The organism is Streptosporangium nondiastaticum (assembly GCF_003011965.1).
GTDB classification, from domain to species: domain Bacteria; phylum Actinomycetota; class Actinomycetes; order Streptomycetales; family Streptomycetaceae; genus Streptomyces; species Streptomyces nondiastaticus.
On record NZ_PXWG01000318.1, the window covers coordinates 1 to 954 of the forward strand.

1 protein-coding gene is annotated in these 954 nt (G+C 74.5%); it reads right to left on the minus strand.

Annotated elements, in window-relative coordinates:
- On the minus strand, positions 1–497 hold a 497-nt coding region (locus B7P34_RS36000), incomplete at its 3' end, for a hypothetical protein (protein WP_223268618.1).
- Positions 498–954 lie beyond the last annotated feature (457 nt).

Here is a 954-nt window from a genome sequence, read left to right on the forward strand (position 1 = left end):
GCCGCCAGCTGGGAGGTGAGCTGCGGGGAGGGCGGGGGCACGAGGTGGGGCGCGGGCACCGGCGCGTCTGCGGTGCCGGCGCCGGCGAGGACGACGGCCCGGACGCGGCGCGGCAGCGGCCAGGCCGCCTGGGCGGCGAGTTCGGCGAGCACGTCGGCGGGGATGCACCGGTCGTCGGCGAGGGCGGCGAAGAGGGCCTGGCGCGCCCGGGTGCCGGGCATGGGGGTGACGACGCGGGCCGGTTTTCGCCGCTGCTGCGGTATGCGGGGCTGCTCGGTCCGGCGCGCGGGCCGCAGCCCGAGGGTCAGCAGCAGCGCCTGCTCGACGGCGGCCTGCGTCGCTTCCGCGCCGATGCGCCGGGAGACCGCCGCGAACGCCGGCGTGCCGCGCTGCAGCTCCTCGACCACCTGGGCGGCGACGGCGGGGAGTTCCCTTCTCACCACCCGGGTCCACTCGCCGCGTGGTCGTGACCAGATGCGGTCAAGGATTTCGCACATCGTCTACCTCCGGACTTCCGTACCGGGCGCGAGGACGGGAAACCGGGAATTGCGGTCCGGGCCCTCTCGCCTGAGTGGGCATCATCAGCAGTCGGCGGCCGCCGGGGGGACAGCCGTACGGGAATTTGTCACAGCGCGATAAACCTTATGAAGATCCTGCGGAGACCGGCGATGCTTCTGCACATTCGGCCGCCGGACCTCCGGTGGCCGGCCGGTCACATCGCGTGAATTCAACAAGGGCCCTCCCGGCGGACGACGCCGATGCGAGGGATTTCCGGATTTCTCAGGAACACGGGCGGTTGCCGGGAGCACCGGCGACCACCTGTCGGAGACCCGCATGCACATGTCGCGAATGCAAACCATCCCGCCGCCGTCCCGTCCGCGGCCCCGCCCACGGGCCCGGCCCCGGAGCGGGCCCCGCGGCCGGTCCCGCCCCGCCGCCGGGGGCCGGGCCGGC